This window comes from Acidobacteriota bacterium, assembly GCA_039028635.1.
GTDB lineage: Bacteria > Acidobacteriota > Thermoanaerobaculia > Multivoradales > JBCCEF01 > JBCCEF01.
Genome location: JBCCHV010000053.1, coordinates 1 through 16,649, shown reverse-complemented (window position 1 = coordinate 16,649; position 16,649 = coordinate 1). Strand labels below are relative to the sequence as shown.

The following is a 16,649-nucleotide window of genomic DNA, read 5'->3' as shown; positions in this document are numbered from 1 at the left end:
CGATCAAGCCTCCGCGGCGGCCGGTTCCTCGAGGGACTGCTTGGCGAGCTCGGCGATCTGGGCGAATGCGGCGCTGTCGTGCACCGCGATCTCCGCCAGAGCCTTGCGGTCGAGCTCGGAGCCGGCGGCCTTGAGGCCGGCGATCAGACGGCTGTAGCTCAAGCCGTGCTCGCGGGCGGCGGCGTTGATGCGCACGATCCACAGGCTGCGCATCTGACGCTTGCGCTGGCGCCGGTCACGGTAGGCATAGGAGAGGGCGCGATCCACCGCCTGCTTGGCGACGCGGTGGTTGTTGCTCTTGGCCCCGTAGTAGCCCTTGGCCTGCTTCAGGATCTTCTGACGACGATTCTTGCGGGTATTCCCGCGCTTGACACGTGACATCGATGAACCTCGTTTCTGCTTCCGGGGAGGGAAGCGGTCAGGCCGGAGCCTCCGAGCGGCGAAGGTCCGGCTTCGGCCCCACTGGACAGGTTCGTTCCAGCAGCAGCCGAGGATTTGTTCCGAGACGGGCTACGCGCCCCTCTCCGGCCCAAGAAGCGCGGTTCTTGGGCCTCCTCTCCCATCGCGCTGGCTCCGCCAGCGCCGGGCCCTCGGGCCCGGAGGCAGGCTGCCGACGCAGATTTTCAGCAGCCTGCTAGTTGTGCAGGACTTCCTTGATGATCTTGGAGAAGCCCGGCGAAACTTCCGTCGACTGGCGCAGATTGCGCTTCCGCTTGGTGGTCTTCTTGGTCAGGATGTGGCTGGTCATCGAGTGATGACGACGCACCTTCCCGGTTCCGGTGACCTTGAAGCGCTTGGCGGCGCCGCGGTGGGTCTTCTGCTTCGGCACGATCGTTACTCCTGAGAGCTCACGGCTCTGGTCGTTGGTCCGCCGATTGGTAGGCGCTAGCGGACTCGAACCGCTGACCTCTACCGTGTGAAGGTAGCGCTCTAACCAGCTGAGCTAAGCGCCTATCCCGCGCAGGCGGTGCGGCGAATGGTAGGCCCGAGCGGACTCGAACCGCTGACCTCTACGATGTCAACGTAGCGCTCTAACCAGCTGAGCTACGGGCCTTGATTCACCGCCCGACGGACACAGTTATCCGTGCCGTCGAAGGTTGGCGAGGCTAGCAAAGGACTTTCCACAGTGTCAACCAAAGGCGCCCGAGATCGTCACCGCAGCGACGCGAGGCAGAGATTCACATACTCACTGCGATTGCTATCATCGAAAGGTGACCGACGACCCCACCGACCAGGCCCCGGAGAAGTCCCACGCCAAGCGCTCCACGCCGCGCTCGCGTCAGCTCATCCCGCGTTTCGCCGACCAGGGATATGGCCGCGACCAGATGGCCGAGCGCCGCCGCTGGGTGGAAGAGCAGACCGGTGCCCGCCTCGAGCACGTCGGTCGATTCTCGGTCGACTCGCAGGCGATGCGCGGCAACATCGAGAATCCGGTGGGAGTCGCCCAGGTACCGCTCGGCATCGCCGGACCGCTGCAGGTCGAGGGGGAGCACGCCCGCGGCATCTTCTACGTGCCGCTGGCGACCACCGAAGGCGCCCTGGTGCGTTCCTACGAGCGCGGCATGACCGCTCTCACCCGCTCCGGCGGCGCACAAGCTCGCATCTACCGAGACAGCAACCGCGTGTCGCCGATCTTCCACTTCGCGGATGTCGCCGCAGCCCACGACTTCGCCGGCCGGCTGGAGCAACATCTGCCGGCGATTCGCCGAGCCGCCGAAGCCACCACCCAACACGGCAAGCTGCTCGACGTCACCGCCCTGCCGGCGGGCCGCCAGGTGATCGTCGACTTCGTCTACTCGACCGGCGACGCCCACGGCATGAACATGATCGTACGCGCCACCGACGCCGCCTGCCGTTATCTGCAGCAGCACGTCGGCGGCGACCGCTATCTGGTGTTCAGCGGCTACAGCGCCGAGAAACGACCCGCCGGATCGCTGCTGCGCGGCGGCAAGGGCAAGAAGGTCGTCGCCGGCGCCCGCCTGCCCCGCCGAGTGGTGCGGGCGGTGCTCGGCACCACCGCCGAGGCGATGGCCTCGCTGTGGCGCGACACCGTCGTCGGACACCTGACGAGCGGCTCCCTGGGCTACTGCGGACACTACGCCAACGGCCTCACGGCGCTGTTCATCGCCTGCGGCCAGGATGTCGCCAATGTCGCCAACTCCTGCCTCGGGCTGACCCAGCTCGAGGCCACTCCGGAGGGCGATCTCGAGGCCAGCGCGACGCTCGCTTCGCTCACCCTCGGCACCGTCGGTGGCGGCACCGGCAGCGGCACCGCGCGCGAGTGCCTCGAGATGCTCGGCTGTGCCGGCACCGGCGGGGCCCGCAAGCTGGCCGAGATCACCGCCGCCACCGTTCTCGCCGGCGATCTGTCGATGGCCGGCGCGATCGCCAGCGGCGAGTTCGTCCAGGCCCACGAAGCCTACGGCCGCAATCGCCCGCCGGAGAGCCGGGACCAGGACTCGTGAAGCGGCGGTTTCGCGGCCTGCGCCAGACCGGCCCGCGACGCCACTACGACGCGGTGGTGATCGGCGCCGGCATCGGCGGCCTGGTCAGCGCCAACCTGCTCGTCCGTCAAGGGCTCTCGGTCCTGCTGGTCGAGCAGCACTACATGGTCGGTGGCTATTGCAGCACCTTCCGCCGCGCTGGCTACACCTTCGACGCGGCGTCGCACTTCTATCCCCTGCTCGGCAACCCGACCACCCTCACCGGCAAGCTCCTCGCCGGCCTCGGCGTCGAGACCGAGTGGGTGCAAATGGATCCGGTGGACACCTTCCACTTCCCGGACGGCAGTCGCTTCGAAGTGCCGGCCGATTTCGCCACCTACCGCCAGCGCCTCGACGACCAGTTCCCGCACCAGAAGAAGGCCCTCGACGGCTTCTTCGCCCAGGCCGAGCAGGCCTATGCCCGCGGCCTGATGGTGTATTTCCGCAATCGCCCGGAACGCCTCCTCGGCGACCTTGCGCCGCTCAGCGTGACGGACGTTCTCGACCGCCACATCGACGATCCCAAGCTGCGCCTGTTGTTGACCGCCGACTGTCCTCACTGGGGCTCGCCGCCGGCACGGACCTCCTTTGTCTTCGACTCGATGCTGCGCCTGTCCTACTTCCTCGGCAACTACTACCCGCGGGGCAGCTCCCAGGACTTCGCCGACGAGCTCGCCCGGGTCTTCGAAGAAGCCGGCGGGGAGATCCTGATGAGCACCGCCGCCGACGGCATCGAAGCCAGCGATGGCCGCGTCTCCGGCGTGCGCCTGGCCACCGACCGCGGCAAGCTCAAAGGCCACTATCGGGTGGCAACGGAAGTGGTGGTGTCGAACGCCGACCTGCACCACACCGGTCGCGATCTGCTGCCGGCAGAGATTTGCGACTCCTCCCTCGACGACCGCCCCGGGCAGCGCCGGCCGAGCTTCCCCTGCTTCCTGGTCCACATCGGCCTGCGCGACGTGCCGGACGACGTTCTCGAGCGCGCCCAGGGCTACTACTGGCGCCACTGGGACCCGGACCGGGTGGGCCGCGACGGCTTGATCTGCAAGATCTTCGCGCCCACCCTCTACGACCCGTCCCTGGCACCGCCGGGAGGCCAGATCGTGATTCTGCAGAAGGTCCAGGAGATCGACTACGAAAGCCTCGACCGGCGAGGCCGCTGGCCGCAGCACAAGGCGGCGGTCGAAGGCGAGATGTTCGACCACCTGGCGCGGGTGATTCCGGGCATCGAGGAGAAGGTGGTCGAGCGCAGCGCCGCCTCGGCCCACACCTCCTGGCGCTTCACCCGCAACACCGCCGGCGCCATGCTCGGCTGGGAGATGGCACCGGACCAGCTCGGCGCGGCGCGTCCGGGGCTGGCTGGACCGCTCCCAGGCCTCTACCGGGTGGGCCACTGGGTGCGCCCCGGCGGCGGAATCACGCCGGTCATCGTCTCCGCCCAGCGAGTTGCCGAACGCATCGCCCAAGAAACATCCAACCCCCTTCGGACGCCTCGAAATACGTGAGGCGGCGCCGTTCGCGAGGCGCCGTAAGGAGAGCTTGATGAGCCGACGAAGAAAACTGCTGTGGTGGCTGTTGCCACCGCTTCTCCTGCTGGCCCTGCTCGCCGGCGCCAACCACCGCATCGAAAGCCAGGCGGACCGCCTGGCGACCACCGGCACGGCGGCGATCAAGCTGCTGACGGAGCTCGGTGCCGGCCTACGGGAGCAGGATCCGGCACGCGTGGCGGGATGCTACGCGGACCACTACGACAACCCCGAAGGCGCCCGCTGGAGCCAGCAGCGAACCTCCGAACGGGACGGCGTCGAGGTCTTTCGCTGGCAGCGCGAGGAGGTCGGAGCGGTGACCGACAAGGCCGCCGTCGAGGCGCAGATGGCCCGCCTCCTCGAGGGTGTGAACAGCCTCGAAGTCGCCAAGGCAAAGCTCGGCCGGGTGATCGAGAGCAGCGAAGATCGCGCCGTTGTGGCCGCCGTCCTGTGGCTTCGGGGCGAGCAGGCCGACGGCCACCGCTTCGAGAGCCAAGCCTCCCTGCGCCTTCACCTCGAACGCTCGGAGCAGCCCACCGCCGGCTGGCAGATCACTCGCCAGGAGCTTCTCGAAGGCACCACCACCCTCGGCCGGGGCGATGGCTTCGTCGATATCGCGGCGGCGGCAGGGCTCGACCATCGGGGGCGCATCAATCCGCGCTTCGCCACCGCCGAGTGGGCTCCGAAGGCCTTCGAGATCCTGCCCTATGGCTCGGCCGGCGTTTCCGCCGCCGACGCCGACGGCGATGGCTGGGTGGACCTCTACTTCGGCGACGGCATCGAGCCCCGCCTCTATCGCAACCTCGGCCCTGGCGAGGACGGCGAGTTGCGCTTCACCGACATCACCGCCGCCAGCGGTCTTCCGGTGGAGGCCGCCAGCACCAACGTCGCCCTTTTCGTCGACCTCGACGAAGATGGCGACGACGACCTCTTCCTCGGTCGGTTCATGGACCAGAACCTGCTGTTTCGCAACGACGGACCGGACGACGCCGGCATCGTCCAGTTCACCGACCTGAGCGCCAACCTGGCAGCGATCGCGACCTTCGTCACCGTCGCCAGCGCCGCCGACTACGATGGCGACGGCGATCTCGATCTCTACCTGGGTCGCTATCTCGATCCTCGCGTCGACCTGCCGACGACGCTCTTCTACACCCGCAACGGCCAGGGCAACTCGCTACTGCGCAACGACGGCGACTTCCGCTTCACGGAGGTCACCGCGAGCGCCGGCGTGAGCGATGGTGGCCTCACCCTCGGCACCGCCTGGGCGGACTACGACGAAGACGGCGATGTCGACCTCTATGTCGCCAACGACTTCGGCCGCAACGCTCTGCTGCGCAACGACGGCCCGGACGAGTCCGGCAACGTGCGCTTCGCCGACGTCAGCGCCGAGAGCGGCGCCATCGACTTCGGCTTCGGCATGAGTAGCTCCTGGGGCGACGCGGACAACGACGGCGATCTCGACCTCTATGTTTCGAACGTCCACTCGGGGCAGCGCTGGTACGGCCAATCCACGACCCTCTACCGCTACCTGCTCAACAGTCTTCGCCAGGGGACTTTGGGGGACGACTTCGACCTCTACCGCGAAATCTACGGTTATACCGGCGCCGACTGGCGGGACTACGGCGACGCCATGGTGAAGGGCAACTCGCTGCTCCTCAACGATGGCGGCCGCTTCGAGGACCGGGCGGAGATCGCCGGCGCCAACCCCTTCGGCTGGTACTGGGGATCGGCCTTCCTCGACTTCGACAACGACGGCCGCCAGGACCTCTACGCCAACAACGGCTGGATCAGTGGGGAAACCCACGACGATCTTTGACTGCCCTACATCTTGGGCGCGGTCGCGCACATCGACGAGTACAAAAAGGGCACCTTCTACAGTGATGAGTTTCGCGGCGCGATGTCGTGGAATGGTTACGAGACCAACAACCTGCTGCGCAACGAAGGGCCGGACGAGCACGGCGTTCCGCGCTATGTCGACGTCGCCATGGCGCTGGGCGCCGATCAAGGGCTCGACGCCCGCGGCCTGGCGATCGCCGATTTCGACAACGACGGCGATCTCGACCTGGCGATCAACAACAATCCCGGCGACAGCGGCGACCCCGAAAGGGCCCGCCCCTCCCTGCTGCGCAACGATGTCGGCGCGCGCCACCACTGGTTGAGCGTCGAGCTCGAGGGCACCGCCAGCAACCGTTCCGCTATCGGGGCACGGGTCACCCTGGAGATCGCCGGCGAACCGCAGACTCAGCTAGTGGTCGCCGGATCGAGCTACGCCTCACAGCATCATCGGCGCCTGAGCTTCGGTCTCGGTGAAGAGCCTCAGGCGGATCGCCTGACGGTGCATTGGCCGAGCGGTCTGGTCGAGACCTTCACCGAGCTGCCGGCCCGTCACCGGCTGCGGATCATCGAAGGCCAGGGCTCGAGCCTGGTGGCAGCCGACGGCACGGGGAATCCGTGACGCCACCGGCCGGCCTCGACGCCGGCGAGTCGCCCCGTCCGCCCCTACCGGACCCACCGACCCGCCTTCACCTCTGGCATTGGCCCACCGAAGCGGGCCTCGCAGCGGCCGTCGGCGGGGCCCTGTCCGCGGCCCTCGACGGAGTTCCCGTCGAGCCGCTCGCGGGACTCGAGCACCCCCTTCCGGAGAAGCCTCTGGCGGCAGAGGTCGAAACCCTCGTCGTACTCGCCGAGCGCCGCACCCGACACACCCTGGGTGAGGCACTCCAGGCTTCGGACCGAGGCCTGGTGGCGGCTCTCGGTGACTGGGTCGGCGACTCCGACCGCGGCTGCGACAGGCGAAGCCTGATCCTGATCTCGAGCGCCCGCATCCATGCTCCCAGCCACCGTCACCTGGGCCACGTCGGCGAGGACGAGCTGCCCCGTCGACCGCCCGAGGACCGGGTCGCCCGGCGCTGGCGCCGGCTCGAGGCGCAGGTGACGGAGATCGCGACCGCAACCGCCACGGCACCGGTGGTGCTGCGACCGACGCCCCTCGCCGCGACCGGGGGACGTGATGTCTTCGGCCGTCTCCTGGCCGGCAAGGTGGCGGCGACTCCAGCCGGCTACGACCCACCGATCCAGTGGCTTTCGTGCGCGGAGCTGGCCGCCGCCATCGCCGCCGCCGTCCGCGGCGAGCTGGCCCCCGGAACCTGGCACGTCGCCCCGCCAGGGGTGGTCCCACTGCATCGGGCCCTGCGCCGCGAAGGCGTTCACCGGCTCCCGATACCCACCACTGTGCTGCGCTGGCTGCTGCGCTGGCGCGGCGACCAACCCGACGCCGTCGAAGGGCTGCGCTACCCCTTCACGGTCAGCGACGCGGCTCGCCGTCGCATCATGACCAGCCCTTCCCATCGCCCACAGCCGCTGCCCCCGGCCAGCCTCGAAAGACCCGTCGCCGAGCTCGAATTCGACCCCTTCAGTCTCGACCGTCCCTATATCGATCGTCTCGGCCGCACCCTGTTTCGGTTCCTCCACGACCGTTGGTGGCGTATCGAGTGGCGTGGCCTCGAACACGTGCCGCGCCACGGACCGGCGGTGCTGGTCGCCAACCACCGCGGCCACCAGCCGTGGGACGGAGTGATGATGCTGCATCGGCTGGCGCGAGATCTCGGCCGCTACCCGCGCTTCCTGATCCATCCAGCGCTGGTCAAACTTCCCCATCTGGCGCCTTACATCAGTCGCTGCGGCGGCATCCCGGCCTGCCGACGCAACGGCGATTGGGTGCTCTCCCAGGGCAAGCTCCTGGCGGTTTTTCCGGAGGGCATCCGGGGCGCCTTCCTGCCCTACCGACAATGCCATCGATTGACCCGCTTCCGGCCCGACTACGCCCGCCTGGCGCTGCGCCATGGAGCTCCGATCATCCCCTTCGTGGTGGTTGGCAGCGCCGAGATCTTTCCCATCCTGGCGAAGCTCGATTGGGATTGGTGGAAGCGCCTCAGCGATTGGCCGACGCTCCCGATCACTCCAACCCTCTCGCTGGTGCCCTTGCCCAGCAAATGGCATATCGAGGTACTCCCGCCGATCGACCCGCGCCAGTACGGAGCCGCCGATGCGGCCGACGACCCGGCCGTCTACCGCGCCCTCGACGCCCGCGTCCGAAGCACCATGGCCGAGACCCTCGGCGCGCTTCTGGCGCGTCGCCCCGGGATCTTCCACGGCTCCGCCTTCGCCTCAACGGATCACAAGGAAACGACATGATGCGAAAGTCCCATCGCCGATCCGCCGCCGGACTCCCCGCCTTGCTGGTCGTCATCGCCCTGCAACTGGCCTGCGGCGGCGCAGGCTCTGGAGTGGAGGTCGGTCGCCCCCTGCCGGCTTTTTCGCTGCCCAGCCTCGAAGGCACCCCGCTGGGTTCCACCGAGCTGGTGGGCCAACCGACGGTGTTGACCTTCTGGGCCACCTGGTGTCAGCCCTGCCTCAAAGAGATCCCGCTGCTGCGCGAGCTCGACGCCGATCCGCGCCTGCGCCTGATCAGCGTGGCCCTCGATGAAGGCGGCGCCGAGGTGGTGCGACCCTTCGTCGCCGAGCGCAGCATCGATTACCCGGTTCTGATCGGTGACCAGGAAACCTTCACCCGCCTCGGCGGCCTCGCCATTCCCCACACCCTGCTGATCGACTCCGAGGGCATCGTTCGCGACGTCGTGCGTGGCCAGATCGTTGGCCACGACATCGCAGCGCGGCTCGACCTGCCGGCTGTCGAACCCGGCGAGCTCTAGGCGCGCCCTCGAGCCTGCGCGGCCCGCCAGTGCACGGGTCGATCGCTCTCACCCCTCAGCCGGGAGCCTCAATCCAGGGCGGCCGCGACCTCGGCGCCTTTGCCGCCACCTCGCCCGTTGGGCTCAGGAGCTTCGACGACTGCGATACCCCGAGAACGACCTACGTGTCGGCAGTCCTGGGCAGCGGATTCTATACGCATAAGTTTAAATAAAAACATTGACTTTTCCGTAAAGATGACTATATTTGCATCAGGTTACTCGAAAATATGTTCCTCCGGCGATGTGCCCCGCTCCGGCGGGCTCGCGCGCGAGCTCCGCCGCGCCCTGGACAACCGACCCCATTGGCCCGAACGCCCAATTCATCGGTTGACCAACCCCAAGGAGGTTCCATGGTCAAGCAGTTTGTGCAGGTTCTCGTCGTCGCCGCTCTCCTCGTTTCGCCGGCCTTCGCCGCCAACGACGTCATCACCGCCGGACCGGATCTGTGGGAGACCACCGACAACGGCTCCACCCGTGCCGACTTCCTGCTCGAGCCCATCCCGGCCGGCTTCTTCTGCAACGGCGGCGAGGCTTTCCGCGGCTCGATCGCCTTCAAGGGCGTTCCCCTGACCACCCGGCCGGCGGACATCCTGGGCACCACCGACACCATCGTGCAGCGCCTCGACGACGCGGTCTTCAACGGCAGCGGCCACGCCCGCACCCGCGTCCAGGTACTCGCCATGGAGTTCGAGGGTCTCGACATCGTCAAGACCGACTGCGGCACCTACCACGTGCGCACCGTCCTCGAGGGCAAGCAGCCGATCACCGAGATGGAGATTCTGCGTGACGACGACAACGGCGGTCGCTTCCTGGCCGAGATCGCGGTGCGCGTGCGCTTGATCTTCTCGCCCATCGACGCGGTCGAGAAGGGCACCCGCACGCTGGTGCGCGAGCTCGCCTTCGCGCCGGCTCCGAACGCTCGCTGGGCCAACAAGGTCGGACCGGACGGCATCGAAACGCCCGCGGCGGTGATGGTCGACACCGATGCCGACCGCACCCCAGACGCTTGGATCGGCGGCACGCCGGACTTCGTCACCGGCTGGAGCATCGACGGCAACGGAAACTTCTCCGAAGGCTCCGACTGCCACTGCGACTACGCCTCCTGCGGTCACCGTCACTGCCTGTCGGCTCCGGGCCCCTTCGAGGCGATGCCCGTCGCCCAGTAGGCTGGTCTCGAAGCATCCAGGGCCTCGACCGAGTCGAGGCCCTGCCCCCCTCTCCAACCCCTCCTTCCAGCGAGTAACTCCAAGCCCTTGCCGTATACCTCTGAAAAAAAGGGCTTTATCTAAATTACAGAGATCAATAAAAATACGGCCAACCGCCAGAGTTAAAACAGAGATCTGTACAGAGATAGGAGGTTAATTGCGCATCTTGACATTATAATAAATACTTATTACGGTCTTTCCCGGCACCAGAAAGAATGCGCTTATCACCCCGCCGGACCTCGCGCGTGGGGCGCCGATGTCGCGCCCCGCCGGGTGATCGGAACGACTTCGGTTTTCTCGTTTTCCCTCGAGTCGTTCGATCACTCCAGGAGGTCTCATGTTCAAGAAGTTTTGCTGCACCCTCGCATTCGCCGCTCTTCTCACCACACCGCTCTTCGCCATCAACGACATCATCCCCGCCGGCCCGGACCTGTGGGAGACCGCCGACGGCGGTGCCACCCGCGCCGATTTCCTCCTCGAGCCCATTCCCGCGGGCTTCTTCTGCGCCGGCGGCGCCGCCTTCAATGACGTCATCGCCTTCCGAGGTGTGCCGATCGCCACTCAGCCGGCGGTTGCTCTCGGCACCACCGACACCATCGTCCAGCGTCTCGACGACGCCGTCTTCAACGGCAGCAACCTGGCCCGCACCCGCGTCCAGGTCATCGCCATGGAGTTCGAGGGCAGCGACCTCATCAAGACCGATTGCGGTAGCTACAGCGTTCGCACGGTCCTCGAAGGCGAGCAACCGATCACCGAGATGGAGATCCTCCGGACCGACGACAACGGCGGCATTTTCCTCGCCGAGATCGCCGTCCGCGTGCGCCTCATCTTCACTCCCGTCAATACCCGCGAGAAGGGCACCCGCACCTTGGTGCGCGATCTCAAGTTCGCCCCCGCCCCCAACGCCGCCTGGGCCAGCAAGCCCGGCGCCGGCGGTATCGAGACGCCTTCCGCGGTGATGGTCGACACCGACGCCGACCGCCAGCCCGACACCTGGATCTACGGCACCGACGGCTTTGTCACCGGCTGGAGCTCGGACGGCGTCAGCACCCTCGAGCGCACTGACTGCCACTGCGACTACCTCGAGTGCGGCCACCGCCACTGCCTTTCGCCGCCAGACCCGTGCCCTTGCACCGAAGACGATCTGATCTTCTGCCCCGTTGACTGCGCGCTCTAGACAGATTCAGGAGAGCAACATGAACAAGAAAATTCTCTCGATTCTCGCACTGACTACCCTCTTGGCGATTCCGACCTTCGCCGCCAACGACTTCATCGCCGCCGGACCGGACCTGTGGCAGACCACCAGTAACGGCACCACCCGTGCCGACTTCATCCTCGAGCCCATCCCGACTGGTTTCTTCTGCAACGGAGGTGAAGCCTTCCGCGGCACCATCGGCTTCAAGGGCGTGCCCCTGGCAACGCATCCGGCCGGCGCCCTCGGCAGCACCGACACCATCGTGCAGCGCCTCGATGACGCCGTCTTCAACGGCAGCGGCCACGCCAGCACTCGCGTCCAGGTCATCGCCATGGAGTTCGAGGGCCTCGATCTCGTCAAGACCGACTGTGGCACCTACAGCGTGCGCACCGTCCTCGAGGGCGAGCAGCCGATCACCAACATGGAGATCATCCGCAACAGTGACGACGGCGGCCTTTTCTTCGCCGAAATCGGCGTCCGCGTGCGCCTGATCTTCACCCCCGTCGAGGCGCGTGAAAAGGGCATCCGCACGCTGGTCCGTGACCTCGCCTTCGCCCCAGCCCCCAACGCCGGCTGGAGCACCAAGGCAGGCCGCGGTGGCATCGAAGCGCCCGCGGCCGTCATGGTCGACACCGATGCCGATCGCCAGCCGGACACCTGGGTCCACGGCACCGATGGCTTCGTCACGGGATGGAAAGTCGGCGACAACGGCACGGCCTATGCGAGCTCAGACTGTCACTGCGACTACGCCCAGTGCGGCCACCAGCACTGCCTCTATCCGCCGGGCTGCGAGCCCTGCCCGCCGAACCAGTTCTGCCCGATCACCATCGAGTGTGAGTTGCGCTAGCAGCCTGCGGGAATCCGGTACTCCGAGGGGAGCCTTCGGGCTCCCGGACCCAGACTCACAATGCCTATCGCTCAACCCTGGAGGCACCCCATGACCAAGAAGTGCTGTTGGACCCTGACCCTCGCCGCCCTGCTGCTCGCAGCACCCACTTTCGCCGCCAACGACTTCATCGCCGCCGGACCGGACCTGTGGGAAACCACCGACAACGGCTCAACCCGTGCCGACTTCCTGCTCGAGCCCATCCCGGCCGGCTACTTCTGCAACGGCGGTGAAGCCTACCGGGGCTCCATCGAGTTCAAGGGCGTGCCGATCACGACGCGGCCGGCCGGTGCCCTCGGCACCACAGACACCATCGTGCAGCGCCTCGATGACGCCGTCTTCAACGGTAGCGGCCACGCCAGCACCCGCGTCCAGGTGATCGCCATGGAGTTCGAGGGCCTAGACCTTGTCAAGACCGACTGCGGTACCTATCGCGTGCATACCGTCCTCGAGGGCGAGCAGCCGATCACCGAGATGGAGATCCTGCGCACCCATGATCACGGCGGCCTCTTCTTGGCCGAGATCGCGGTGCGCGTGCGTCTCATCTTCACCCCCGTCGAGGCCCGCGAGAAGGGCACCCGCGAGCTGGTCCGTGAGCTCGCCTTTGCCCCCGCCCCCAACGCTGCCTGGAGCACCAAAGCAGGCGAAGGCGGGATCGAGGCACCGGCCGCGGTAATGGTCGACACCGACGCTGATCGCAACCCTGACACCTGGATCGGAGGTACGCCCGACTTCGTCGCCGGTTGGAGCACCGAAGGCGAAGGCAGCTTCGAGGCTCCTTACGACACCATCGACTGTCATTGCGACTACCTGGAGTGCGGCCACCGGCACTGTCTCGGCGCTCCCGCCCTCTAGAGCGGATCGATCCGCAGCCCTATCGCCACCATCCCCTGGACCTCGCTGAGGGCGAGGTCCAGGGCTCTGTCGCCGAGACGCCCTCGGCGGCCTTGAGCTCTTCTTTCACTCCAGGAGACTTTCATGTTGAAGAAGTGTTGCTGGACCCTGACCCTCGCCGCCCTGCTGCTGGCAGCCCCCACTTTCGCCGCCAACGACTTCATCGCCGCTGGACCGGACCTGTGGGAAACCACCAGCAACGGCTCCACCCGCGCCGACTTCCTGCTCGAGCCGATTCCGGCTGGCTTCTTCTGCAACGGGGGCGAAGCCTTCCGCGGCGCCATCGGCTTCAAGGGCGTGCCCCTGGCGACTCACCCCAACCACATCCTCGGCAGCACCGACACCATCGTGCAGCGCCTCGATGACGCCGTCCTCAACGACAGCGGCCACGGCAGCACCCGGGTGCAGGTCATCGCCATGGAATTCGAGGGACTCGACCTGGTCAAGACCGACTGCGGCACCTACAGCGTCCGCACCGTGCTCGAGGGTGAACAGCCGATCACCAACATGGAGATCATCCGCACCAGCGACGATGGCGGCATTTTCCTCGCCGAAATCGCCGTCCGCGTGCGCCTCATCTTCACCCCCATCGAAGCGCGTGAAAAGGGCGCTCGCTCCCTCGTGCGCGAGCTCGCCTTCGCCCCCGCTCCCAACGCCGGCTGGAGCACCAAGGCAGGCCACGGCGGCGTCGAGACTCCGACTGCGGTGATGGTCGACACCGATGCCGACCGCCAGCCGGACACCTGGGTTTATGGCACCGACGGCTTCGTCACCGGCTGGTCCCCCGACGACAACGGCAACCTCGTCGAAGGCTCCGACTGCCACTGTACCTACTCGGAATGCGGTCACAAGCATTGCCTGCAGCCATCGTCCGAGTGCTGGAGAGGGTGCACAGCGGGCGTCGACTGTCCAAGCTTCTGCGCACTAGAACCGATGCTCTAAGCCTGCAAGTACTTCCAACCGACACTTGAATCCTGGAGATCTCTATGATCAAAAAGTGCTTTTGGACCCTGACCCTCGCCGCGCTGTTGCTGGCGGCCCCCACTTTCGCCGCCAACGACTTCATCGCCGCTGGACCGGACCTGTGGGAAACTACCAGCAACGGCTCCACCCGCGCCGACTTCCTGCTCGAGCCCATCCCGGCAGGATTCTTCTGCAACGGCGGCGAGGCCTTCCGCGGCGCCATCGGCTTCAAGGGCGTGCCCCTGGCAACGCACCCCAACCGAATTCTCGGCAGCACCGACACCATCGTGCAGCGCCTCGATGACGCCGTCCTCAACGGTAGCGGCCATGGCAGCACTCGCGTGCAGGTCATCGCTATGGAGTTCGAGGGCCTCGATCTGGTCAAGACCGACTGCGGCACCTACAGCGTGCGCACCGTTCTCGAAGGTGAGCAGCCCATCACCGAGATGGAGATCATCCGTACCAGCGACGACGGCGGCCTCTTCCTCGCCGAAATCGCCGTCCGCGTTCGGCTGATCTTCACCCCCATCGAGGCACGTGAAAAGGGCACCCGCGAGCTCGTCCGCGACCTCGTCTTCGCCCCCGCCCCCAATGCCGGCTGGAGCAGCAAGGCCGGCAGCGGCGGTGTCGAAACGCCGTCCGCCGTGATGGTCGACACCGACGCCGACCGCCAGCCCGACACCTGGATCTATGGCACCGATGGCTTCGTCACCGGCTGGAGCGTCGACGGCAACGGCAACCTCGTCGAGGGCTCCGACTGCCACTGCGACTACAGCCAGTGCGGTCACCGCCACTGCCTTTATCCGCCGGGCTGCGAGCCTTGCCCGCCGGGTGAAATCTGTCCGATCCCGATCGACTGCGAAGACCCTACCCTCTTCTAGTCAACACCGTCACGCGATCAATCTCGTGACGAGAGGGGGAGCTTCCGAGCTCCCCCTTTTTCATTTCTGTGGTCCCTATCCCGAGGAAAACTGCCGGCGGTCCAGCGGTCCGGCAACCGAAGACGACCCGTGGCGAGCTCGCCCACGGCAGCCGAATTCCGCGACTCGACCTCAATCAACCCACGCCTAAAACACAGTTACCCACAAGGACAAGGGATTAGTTGCGCATATTGACATTATAATAAGTACTTATTACTATCTCTTCCGGTACACAAAAATTGGATGGCTGCTTCCTTCGCGCCCCGGGCTGACGGCGACGAGAAGATGTCGCGCCCTGCCGGGTGACGAGAACGGCTGCAGTTTTCCGTCGAATCCCTCGAGTCGTTTCATCACTCCAGGAGGTTTCATGCTGAAGAAGTGCTGCTGGACCCTGACCCTCGCCGCCCTGTTGATCGCAGTCCCTGCTTTCGCCGCCAACGACTTCATCGCCGCCGGACCGGACCTGTGGGAAACCACCAACAACGGCTCCACCCGCGCCGACTTCCTGCTCGAGCCGATCCCGGCCGGCTTCTTCTGCAGCGGCGGCGAAGCCTTCCGTGGCTCCATCGGCTTCAAGGGCGTGCCCCTGGCGACCAATCCGGTCCGCGCCCTCGGCAGCACAGACACCATCGTGCGGCGCCTCGATGACGCCATCTTCAACGGCAGCGGTCATGCCAGCACTCGCGTCCAGGTCATCGCCATGGAGTTCGAGGGTCTCGACCTGATCAAGACCGACTGCGGAACCTACAGCGTCCGCACCGTCCTCGAAGGCGAGCAGCCGATCACCCAAATGGAGATCATCCGCACCAACGATGATGGCGGTCTTTTCCTCGCCGAAATCGCCGTCCGCGTGCGCCTCATCTTCACCCCCGTCGACGCCCGCGAAAAGGGCACCCGCGAGCTCGTCCGCGACCTCGCCTTCGCCCCCGCACCCAACGCCGCCTGGAGCACCAAGGCCGGCAGCGGCGGAATCCAGGCCCCGGCCGCGGTGATGGTCGACACCAACGCTGATCGCCAGCCCGACACCTGGGTCCACGGCACCGACGGCTTCGTCACCGGCTGGAGCGTCGACGACAACGGAAACTTCATCGAAGGCTCCGACTGCCACTGCGACTATGCGGAGTGCGGTCACCGGCACTGCCTCTACCCGCCGGGCTGCGAGCCCTGCCCGCCGGGGGTTCTCTGCGAGATCTCCTACGAGTGCGAGAACGTCGTTTTCTAGAGGAGTCCAAGCAGGCGAGAGCTACTCGCCAGACACGCAAGGGGGAGCTTTCGAGCTCCCCCTTTTTCGTCTCTCGGGTGCAAGAGACATCTCCAACGCTTCAATCCCCCGTCGAGACTGCCACGGAAACCACCCAAGGAGCCGGCCGAGGGCCCGACGCGCGAGCTCCGAGCACCGAGCGCAGCCGACGGGACCTCGGACGGCGGCCCGACAAGCAAACTCCCTCCCTCAAGAATTGCGGCCCGTAACTCGGACCCAACCTGAAAACCACCGGCAAGGCAGTGCTCAAGCCACCCACGGAGCCGGCCGGGGGCCCGTCGAGCGAGCACGGAGCGCAGATGTCTGAGCTCCCAAAAAACTTCCGAAGCCAGCCACTTCCGGAAATCACCCAAGACCAGCGGAGCCACCAACAGACGCGCGAGTTCCGAGCACCGAGCGCAGCCGACGGGACCCAGGACGGCGGCCCGCCAGAATACTCCCTCTCTCAAGAATTGCGGCCCGTAACTCGGACCCAACCTGAAAACCACCGGCAAGGCAGTGCTCAAGCCACCCAAGGAGCCGGCCGGGGGCCCGTCGAGCGAGCACGGAGCGCAGATGTCTGAGC

General features: G+C 66.6%; 15 protein-coding genes and 2 tRNA genes. 13 read left to right on the top strand and 4 right to left on the bottom strand.

The features are described 5' to 3' along the window. Positions 1–3: 3 nt before the first annotated feature. From rplT to AAF604_18870, 4 genes are all read right to left on the bottom strand, one after another. Positions 4–381 (bottom strand): 50S ribosomal protein L20, encoded by a 378-nt coding sequence (gene rplT / locus AAF604_18885; protein MEM7051739.1) that lies wholly within the window; start codon positions 379–381, stop codon positions 4–6. A gap of 253 nt (positions 382–634) precedes the next feature. Then, positions 635–829 carry a 50S ribosomal protein L35 gene (rpmI, locus tag AAF604_18880; GenBank protein ID MEM7051738.1) on the bottom strand — a complete coding sequence of 65 codons (195 nt, stop codon included), beginning with the start codon at positions 827–829 and terminating at the stop codon, positions 635–637. A gap of 47 nt (positions 830–876) precedes the next feature. Next, positions 877–953, bottom strand: a tRNA-Val gene (locus AAF604_18875). A gap of 24 nt (positions 954–977) precedes the next feature. Then, a tRNA-Val gene (locus tag AAF604_18870) sits at positions 978–1,054 on the bottom strand. A 157-nt stretch (positions 1,055–1,211) separates the two neighbouring features. Here AAF604_18870 and AAF604_18865 point away from each other — a divergent pair. From AAF604_18865 to AAF604_18805, 13 genes are all read left to right on the top strand, one after another. After that, positions 1,212–2,465 carry a hydroxymethylglutaryl-CoA reductase gene (locus AAF604_18865; GenBank protein MEM7051737.1) on the top strand — a complete coding sequence of 418 codons (1,254 nt, stop codon included), beginning with the start codon at positions 1,212–1,214 and terminating at the stop codon, positions 2,463–2,465. Continuing rightward, entirely contained in the window at positions 2,462–3,988 is a 1,527-nt protein-coding gene (locus AAF604_18860) for an NAD(P)/FAD-dependent oxidoreductase (GenBank protein ID MEM7051736.1), read from the top strand. Before AAF604_18865 ends, AAF604_18860 begins: the two co-directional genes overlap by 4 nt. A gap of 37 nt (positions 3,989–4,025) precedes the next feature. After that, positions 4,026–5,825, top strand: a complete 1,800-nt coding sequence (locus tag AAF604_18855; GenBank protein ID MEM7051735.1) for a VCBS repeat-containing protein — start codon at positions 4,026–4,028, stop codon at positions 5,823–5,825. 81 nt (positions 5,826–5,906) lie between these two features. After that, positions 5,907–6,464: an ASPIC/UnbV domain-containing protein gene (locus AAF604_18850; protein MEM7051734.1), complete on the top strand. Its 558-nt coding sequence runs from the start codon at positions 5,907–5,909 to the stop codon at positions 6,462–6,464. Further along, a complete protein-coding gene (locus tag AAF604_18845) occupies positions 6,461–8,203 on the top strand; it encodes a 1-acyl-sn-glycerol-3-phosphate acyltransferase (GenBank protein MEM7051733.1) in 1,743 nt (580 codons plus the stop codon). The genes AAF604_18850 and AAF604_18845 overlap by 4 nt, the downstream gene beginning before the upstream one ends. After that, positions 8,200–8,721 carry a TlpA disulfide reductase family protein gene (locus AAF604_18840; protein ID MEM7051732.1) on the top strand — a complete coding sequence of 174 codons (522 nt, stop codon included), beginning with the start codon at positions 8,200–8,202 and terminating at the stop codon, positions 8,719–8,721. Before AAF604_18845 ends, AAF604_18840 begins: the two co-directional genes overlap by 4 nt. Before the next feature lie 389 nt (positions 8,722–9,110). Then, positions 9,111–9,926 carry a hypothetical protein gene (locus AAF604_18835; GenBank protein ID MEM7051731.1) on the top strand — a complete coding sequence of 272 codons (816 nt, stop codon included), beginning with the start codon at positions 9,111–9,113 and terminating at the stop codon, positions 9,924–9,926. 376 nt (positions 9,927–10,302) lie between these two features. Next, entirely contained in the window at positions 10,303–11,142 is an 840-nt protein-coding gene (locus AAF604_18830) for a hypothetical protein (GenBank protein ID MEM7051730.1), read from the top strand. A 19-nt stretch (positions 11,143–11,161) separates the two neighbouring features. Beyond that, a complete protein-coding gene (locus AAF604_18825; GenBank protein ID MEM7051729.1) occupies positions 11,162–12,007 on the top strand; it encodes a hypothetical protein in 846 nt (281 codons plus the stop codon). Between the two features lie 90 nt (positions 12,008–12,097). Beyond that, positions 12,098–12,901 (top strand): hypothetical protein, encoded by an 804-nt coding sequence (locus AAF604_18820; protein ID MEM7051728.1) that lies wholly within the window; start codon positions 12,098–12,100, stop codon positions 12,899–12,901. A gap of 123 nt (positions 12,902–13,024) precedes the next feature. Then, positions 13,025–13,882: a hypothetical protein gene (locus AAF604_18815; protein ID MEM7051727.1), complete on the top strand. Its 858-nt coding sequence runs from the start codon at positions 13,025–13,027 to the stop codon at positions 13,880–13,882. Positions 13,883–13,926: 44 nt separating this feature from the next. Then, positions 13,927–14,784: a hypothetical protein gene (locus tag AAF604_18810; protein MEM7051726.1), complete on the top strand. Its 858-nt coding sequence runs from the start codon at positions 13,927–13,929 to the stop codon at positions 14,782–14,784. Positions 14,785–15,190: 406 nt separating this feature from the next. Then, on the top strand, positions 15,191–16,045 hold the full coding sequence (locus AAF604_18805) for a hypothetical protein (GenBank protein ID MEM7051725.1): 855 nt from the start codon (positions 15,191–15,193) through the stop codon (positions 16,043–16,045). Positions 16,046–16,649: the final 604 nt, after the last annotated feature.

Bases quoted from the DNA above. Each gene is read 5' to 3' on its own strand.
- AAF604_18850 (MEM7051734.1), top strand. From the start codon at position 5,907: ATGTCGTGGAATGGTTACGAGACCAACAACCTGCTGCGCAACGAAGGG.
- AAF604_18855 (MEM7051735.1), top strand. From the start codon at position 4,026: ATGAGCCGACGAAGAAAACTGCTGTGGTGGCTGTTGCCACCGCTTCTC.
- AAF604_18815 (MEM7051727.1), top strand. From the start codon at position 13,025: ATGTTGAAGAAGTGTTGCTGGACCCTGACCCTCGCCGCCCTGCTGCTG.
- AAF604_18840 (MEM7051732.1), top strand. From the start codon at position 8,200: ATGATGCGAAAGTCCCATCGCCGATCCGCCGCCGGACTCCCCGCCTTG.
- AAF604_18825 (MEM7051729.1), top strand. From the start codon at position 11,162: ATGAACAAGAAAATTCTCTCGATTCTCGCACTGACTACCCTCTTGGCG.
- AAF604_18810 (MEM7051726.1), top strand. From the start codon at position 13,927: ATGATCAAAAAGTGCTTTTGGACCCTGACCCTCGCCGCGCTGTTGCTG.
- AAF604_18830 (MEM7051730.1), top strand. From the start codon at position 10,303: ATGTTCAAGAAGTTTTGCTGCACCCTCGCATTCGCCGCTCTTCTCACC.
- AAF604_18805 (MEM7051725.1), top strand. From the start codon at position 15,191: ATGCTGAAGAAGTGCTGCTGGACCCTGACCCTCGCCGCCCTGTTGATC.
- AAF604_18820 (MEM7051728.1), top strand. From the start codon at position 12,098: ATGACCAAGAAGTGCTGTTGGACCCTGACCCTCGCCGCCCTGCTGCTC.
- rplT (MEM7051739.1), bottom strand. From the start codon at position 381: ATGTCACGTGTCAAGCGCGGGAATACCCGCAAGAATCGTCGTCAGAAG.
- AAF604_18835 (MEM7051731.1), top strand. From the start codon at position 9,111: ATGGTCAAGCAGTTTGTGCAGGTTCTCGTCGTCGCCGCTCTCCTCGTT.